The 6,659-nt window shown below is 32.5% G+C and carries 4 protein-coding genes; 2 read left to right on the top strand and 2 right to left on the bottom strand.

Annotated elements, in window-relative coordinates; all coding sequences use genetic code 11:
- Positions 1 to 110 precede the first annotated feature (110 nt).
- Complete coding sequence (locus Q0929_RS08560) at positions 111 to 668, bottom strand: DUF815 domain-containing protein (RefSeq protein WP_299239898.1); 558 nt, start codon at positions 666 to 668, stop codon at positions 111 to 113.
- Between the two features lie 11 nt (positions 669 to 679).
- Positions 680 to 2,068 (bottom strand): oxygen-independent coproporphyrinogen III oxidase, encoded by a 1,389-nt coding sequence (gene hemN, locus Q0929_RS08565; protein ID WP_299239902.1) that lies wholly within the window; start codon positions 2,066 to 2,068, stop codon positions 680 to 682.
- 218 nt (positions 2,069 to 2,286) lie between these two features.
- On the opposite strand from hemN, the gene Q0929_RS08570 reads away from it, so the two are divergent.
- Together Q0929_RS08570 and Q0929_RS08575 are read left to right on the top strand one after the other, a co-directional pair.
- The gene (locus tag Q0929_RS08570) at positions 2,287 to 3,462 is read left to right on the top strand and encodes an efflux RND transporter periplasmic adaptor subunit (protein WP_299239905.1); all 1,176 of its coding nucleotides are present in this window, start codon (positions 2,287 to 2,289) and stop codon (positions 3,460 to 3,462) included.
- Entirely contained in the window at positions 3,462 to 6,566 is a 3,105-nt protein-coding gene (locus Q0929_RS08575) for an efflux RND transporter permease subunit (protein ID WP_299239908.1), read from the top strand. Before Q0929_RS08570 ends, Q0929_RS08575 begins: the two co-directional genes overlap by 1 nt.
- The last annotated feature ends 93 nt before the right edge of the window (positions 6,567 to 6,659 follow it).

The following is a 6,659-nucleotide window of genomic DNA, read 5'->3' on the forward strand; positions in this document are numbered from 1 at the left end:
AAATAAAGATTAGAGTTTTGCATTTTTACCTCCTTGGTGGAATTTTTGCTATTACAATTTTAACTGCCACCAAGGAGTTTTTTTAGATGTTTTATTTATATTTGAATTTCTCACCCAAAGTATTTAATAGGAATTAGATTTTTCTTATTTGAAGTGACATAAAATAGCATGTTTTCTGGAATTTCAAAAAGTCCACCGTCAAGAATTGTTTTAAACTCTTTAAAGTCTTTCTCGTCGCTTTCAAATGAAAGGTCATCTATAAATAGAATAAAGTAAGCATCTTGATTTTTTATGATAGGATAAAGTTTAAATATGTTTAAAATATCTTCTTTTAAAACTTGGATGATTTTTAAGCCTTTATCGGCAAAAATTGAAAGCATAGCCTTTACTAAGGAAGATTTTCCTGTGCCTCTTTCTCCCCAAAGTAGTACGTTATTCGCCGGCAGTCCTTTTACAAACTTTTCTGTATTTTTGACCATCTCTTGTTTTTGATAATCTATACCTATTAAATTATCTATATTTACTTTTGCATAATCTTTAACTGGCTGTAGAGTTGAGTTATAAAATAAAAAAGCAGAGTATTCTTTTAATAAAGAATCTTCAATAAACGGCTCTTTAATGTAAGCTGACAGTATAAGTTCAAGTTTTTTTAGTATCTCGTTAAGCATCTGCTGTTTACTCATATAGCCTTTGAAAATCTTCTTTCTTTTTTGTTTCTTAAATATACATCAAAAGTAGATGCGATATTTCTGATTAAAAGTCTTCCAATAGGCGACACGTCTATTCTATCTGGATATAAGGTTAACAGTCCATCTTCCTCCATTTCTTTTAAGCTTTCTAATTCTTGTTTAAAATACTCATCAAATTTTATGTTGAATTTTTCTTCTATTTCTGATTTTATTAGTCTAAAATGACACATGAGCTTCATTATAACTTCTCTTCTAATAATATCATCTTGTGTTAGATATACACCTCTTTCGATTGGTAGCTGACCATTTTCTACTGGCTCGTAATAATCTCTCAAAACTTTGTAGTTTTGAACGTAAGCATCATAAAGCATGCTTATAGAGGTAGCTCCAAATCCAAAAAGCTCAGCTTCTGCCTTTGTTGTGTATCCTTGGAAGTTTCTATGAAGGGTTCTTTCTCTTTGTGCTATTGCCAACTCATCATTTGGCTTTGCAAAGTGGTCCATACCGATGAACACATAACCTGCTTTTGTAAGCTTTTCTATTGTCATTTGGAGAATTTTTAGTTTTTCCTCCGGTGGCGGAAGAGTTTTTTCGTCTATATTTCTTTGCAATCTTTTAAGCCACGGAACATATGCAAAGTTAAAAACTGCGATCCTATCCGGGTTTAATTTGATGGTTTTATCTATTGTATCTGAAAAGGTTTCAAGTGTTTGATAAGGTAGTCCATAGATTAAATCTATGTTTACACTTTCAAAGCCTGCTTCTCTAAACCATTTCATAACGTTAAAAATCATCTCTTCTGGCTGGATTCTGTTTACAGCTTCTTGTACTTTTGGATTAAAGTCTTGGATTCCAAAGCTTGCTCTGTTAAAACCGATTTTTCTTAGTAGGAAAATTCTATCTCTATCAACATGTCTTGGGTCTATTTCTATTGATATTTCTGCTTTTTCATCTATTTGAAATCTTTTTTTAATCTCATCAAAAAGTTCCACTGTCTCTTCATCTGAAAGATAGTTTGGAGTACCACCACCCCAATGAAGCTGAACAACCTTTCTATTGTTAACATCTATAAGAGTTTTGTATAAGTCCATCTCTTTATAAATATGGTCTAAATAAGGCTTAACTACTTCTTTTCTTCTTGTGATGATTACATTACAACCACAAAAATGACAAGCATTTTCACAAAAGGGAATATGGAAATATAGAGATAACGGTGTTTTTCTTTCATTAGATTGAATTATTTTCTTTACATACTCAGCTTTATCTATATCCGGTGTAAATTCTGTAGCCGGTGGATAACTGGTATATCTTGGCGCTGGCTTGTCGTATTTCTTTATCATATTAATATTAAACTCTACTTTTTGAGACAAAAATTCCATATTTATCACTCCTTTTTGATGCTAATTATCTAATCATATTATAATTTAAATTACTTCTTGTCAAATTTTTATGATGGATCTTAAGGAGTATTAACACCCTCATTCAAAATAACGTTAAAGAACTATTATTATGATTTAAATCATATATTTAACTCTCTAATTATTTAAAAATGGTTTATATAAAAAATTTTTTATAAATTTAAAATATGGAGACTAAGATGGGTAAAAGTAAAAAGATTTTTATTTTTGTAGTTTTGATAATCGTTTTAATAGCTGTCTTTTCTGTCATTAGAAAGAAACGAGAGTTGGCAAGCTTTGAAAAACCCAAAAGCTATCCGTTGGTAGTAAATACATCTAACGTAAAACAAGGAGAGCTTGAATCTTATCAAAAATTCTTAGGAGAATTTAGACCAGAGAATGATGCTCTTGTAAGTTCAAAGATTAGTGCAACGGTTTTATACGTTGCAAACGAAGGAACAAGGGTTAAAAAAGGAGATTTAGTTTTTAAGTTGGATTCCAGTGATATAGAATCAAACATATCAGCTTTGACATACTCTCAAAAAGCTATTTTAGACCAAATAGATAGTGCAAAAGCTCAGGTCGAAGCATCAAATACACAGTACATAAATGCTAAAAAAGAGTATGAAAGATACAAAGGACTTTATGAAAAAGAGCTTATCTCTAAAGAACAGTTAGAAAATATGGAAAATCTATATAAACAAGCTTTGGCTAATAAAGAAAATGCTTTAGGTAAAGTAAAACAGTTAGAAGACCAAGCTAAATCTGTAGCCGGTCAAATAGAGTCTTTAAAATCTAATTTAAGATATACAGAATATAGAGCTCCTTTTGATGGAGTTGTGGCAAATAAATTTGTTAACGTTGGAGATGTGGCTTTGGCAGGTAAGCCGGTGGTTGAAATTGTAGGAAGTGGGAAATACTTAGTTTACGTCAACGTTCCAACAGAATTGGCTTTGAAGGTAAATAAAGGAGATGTAGAAAAAGTTAGCTATAACGGTCAGTCTGTTGATGCTGCTGTGGAAGATGTCTTACAATCTGCTCAAAATAATCTATCAATCATAAAACTTTCTGTTTCAAATAATCCTTTCAATCTGCCTGCTCATACATTTGTTGATGTTTTTATAAAAGAAGGTAGATGTGATGGCTTTATAGTCCATGCTAATTCTGTGGTAAAAAAAGCAGATGGTTATTATGTGATAGGAATAAAAGACTCAAAGGCTCATTTAGTTCCTGTTGTAGTGAAAGCTAAAACATTAACTGAGGCATGCGTTGATGGTAATTTAAGCACAATAGATAAAGTAGTTGTCGGAGATGAGTCTTTGCTACAAAGAATTTATGAAGGTCAAAAGCTTATTGAATTTAGAGGTGAAAACTGATGCTAAAATGGTATATATCTAAACCTCACTTTATATTTTCAATTTTAATTGCTTTTACTTTTATGGGAATTATCGGATTTTTCTCTATGCCAAGGGATTTATTTCCACCGGCTGATAGACCTCAAATAGCAGTGGTAGTTCAAGAGCCGGGAGCAACTGCGAAATACATAGCAGACCATACAGCATCTGTTATTGAAAGACAGCTTTATACTATAAGCGGTATAAGAAGAGTATATTCAACATCAAATGATGGATTTTGTACAGTTACAGCAGAATTTCATTATTCTAAGCCATTAGCAGAGGCAAAAACAGACGTAGCCAATGCTCTTAGTAAAGTCCAAAACCTACTTCCAAAGGATATACTGCCACCACAGATATATGAAATAACGTCTTACACACCACCTGTAATGGTTTTAACTGTAAGTCCTAAGAAAGATTCTCATTTGTCTTTGGAAGATGTAAGGTATATAGCAGAAAATCAAATTAAAAATGAAATACTTAGAACAAATGCGGTAGCAAATGTAGATGTTTTTGGAGGCTATATAAAAGAAGTACATATTCAAATAGACAATGCCAAATTAAGCTCTTATGGATTGTCTCCTCAGGATGTGATCAATGCTATCCAAAAATCAAACAATGATATGCCACTTGGAATAATGATTAACAAAGATACACAAAACACGTTTATCTTAAAAACAGAGGCAAAAAGTTTAGATGAACTAAAAAACATTCAGATAACAAAAGATGTTAAGCTTAGCGATGTTGCAAAAGTAGAGTTTGGCATCAAGCCACCTACTGCAATGTATCAAGGAAATGGAAAAGAGGGAATAGCTCTTGCAATTCAAAGACCTTATGGCGGAGCTGTTTTAAGCACAATTTCAGCGGTTGAAGAGGTTCTGCCAAAAATAAAGGCTCAATTTCCACAGTTAAATATAGATATATCAGACACACAAAAAGAGTTAGTTAAACTAAGTAATGAAAATATGCTTGAGGCTTTAAGAGATGCAATAATCTTTACATCTTTGGTAATCTTTTTATTCTTAGCAAACCTAAGAATGACTATCATCGCAGGTTTATCAATACCTTTTGTTTATTTGGCTACCATAGCCTTTATGTGGCTTTTTGGTATAGGATTTAACACAGTTTCTTTGACAGGTGTAATTTTAGCTCTTGGTATGCTTGTTGATGATGCGATAGTTATTTTAGAGAATATAGAAAGACATCTATTTGAATTAAAAAAATCACCTGTTGAAGCTGCAATAGATGGAACAAAAGAAGTTATGCTTGTAGTTTTTGGTGGCACTGTTGCAACTGCTGCGGTCATATTTCCGATGCTGTTTGTTGGAGATTTTCCGGAAAAAATATTTAGACCATTAGCAGGCACACTCTTGATTGCTATCTTTGTATCTTACGTTGTTTCAATCACTTTAATTCCAATTTTAGCAATCAAGTTTTTGAAAAATGCAGATAAAAAATCAGTTTGGGAGCTTAAAATCAATCAATTTATGTTGGCATGGCTAAATCCTTTAAAAAATATTTACATAGATTGGATAAAAACGCTGATTCACAAAAAGAAAATAAGACCTCTTGCTGTTATGCCTCTTGTAATGTTGTTTGTTATAAGTTTAAGACTTATTCCTTTTACTGGAAGAGATTTAATGCCACCGATGGATACAGGAATTGTTAAGGCAAACGTTGTTTTTAACAGTAATACATCCATTTGGCAGGTAAACCAGGAAGTTAAAAAAATTCAAGATTATATTTACTCTCTTGGAAATGTAAAAAGAGTTTCTGTTGCAATAGGAACTGAACCGGGAGTTTTAACGATCAGTGGTGGAACACCTCAAACCGCATCATTTACAATAGCATTTGTCAATAGATTTGAAAGAAAAGAAACAATATGGCAGCTTGAAGACAAAATAAGGGATTATATTCACACTTTACCTAACGTAAAGTATGCTGATGTTTATGACTACGGAGCAACGGCTTTATCATCAATAAAAGCAAATCTTGATACAACTCTTTACTCAGATAATCTTGAAGCTTTAAATAAAACAGGAAACGCAATTTTAGAGATAGCAAACAATACACCGGGACTAAAATCAGCATCTAAAAGCTGGGACATGGATAAGATTGAGTATGAGTTTAAAATAGATAAACAAAAAACAGCTCTTTATAATACAACTCCTTATGATGTAGCTGTTCAAGTAAGTGCCGGCTTGCAAGGTCAGATTTCATCTGTTTTAACCATTCCAAATGAAACAGGATTTTTAATTAGAGTAATCCTTTCACCAGAACAAAGAAGCTATATAGACCAGTTTAAAAGCTACTTGATAAAAACTCCAAAAGGATTTGTGCCGTTAGAAGCTCTTGGAGAGTTTACTCAAAAAGCAGAACCGACAATAATCACAAGGCAAGCTTTAGATTATACACAGGACATTTACGGATACAGAGGCACAAATGCTATATCTCACATAATGGAAAACTTCCAGAAAGAGTTTGAAAAGTATGCAAAAAACCATCCAGGTTTTCCACTGCCTAACATAAAGATAGAGCAAACCGGAGATATCCAGCAGATGATGGACTCTATGGGAAGAATGTTTAAAGCTATTTTGATTGGATTGGTGATTTTATATTTAGTTTTAGCAGCAGTGTTTAAATCTTGGAAAGACCCTGTGGCAATTATGTTAGCAATTCCTCTTTCTATAATAGGTGGTTCATGGTCATTACTGATTGCAGATAAACATATGTGTTTACCGGCTATTATGGGATTTATTCTCCTTGCTGGAATCATAGTTAAAAACTCAATTTTGATTATAGAGTTTATAAAGACATACAGAGAAAAAGGATACTCTAAGGAAGAGGCTATTTTAGAAAGCGTTAACATAAGGACAAGACCAGTTATGATGACTGCATTTGGAACAGCTGTTGGTATGATACCAATTGCATTAGAATGGGCTATAGGACTTGAAAGACTTTCACCTCTTGCAGTGGTTGCTATAGGTGGTCTAATCGTTGGAACATTTTTAAGCTTAGTGTACGTGCCATTTTTCTATTACTTAATTGATAGAGGTGAAAAAAATGAAAAAACAGCTAATACTTAGTCTAATAGCAGTACCATTAATAAACGCATACAGCATAACCTTAGAAGAAACCCTTAATATTGCTGAAAAGAACGCTACAAAAATAAGACTATC

Origin of the sequence: Sulfurihydrogenibium sp., assembly GCF_028276765.1 — a bacterium.
In the GTDB taxonomy this organism is placed as follows: Bacteria; Aquificota; Aquificia; order Aquificales; family Hydrogenothermaceae; genus Sulfurihydrogenibium.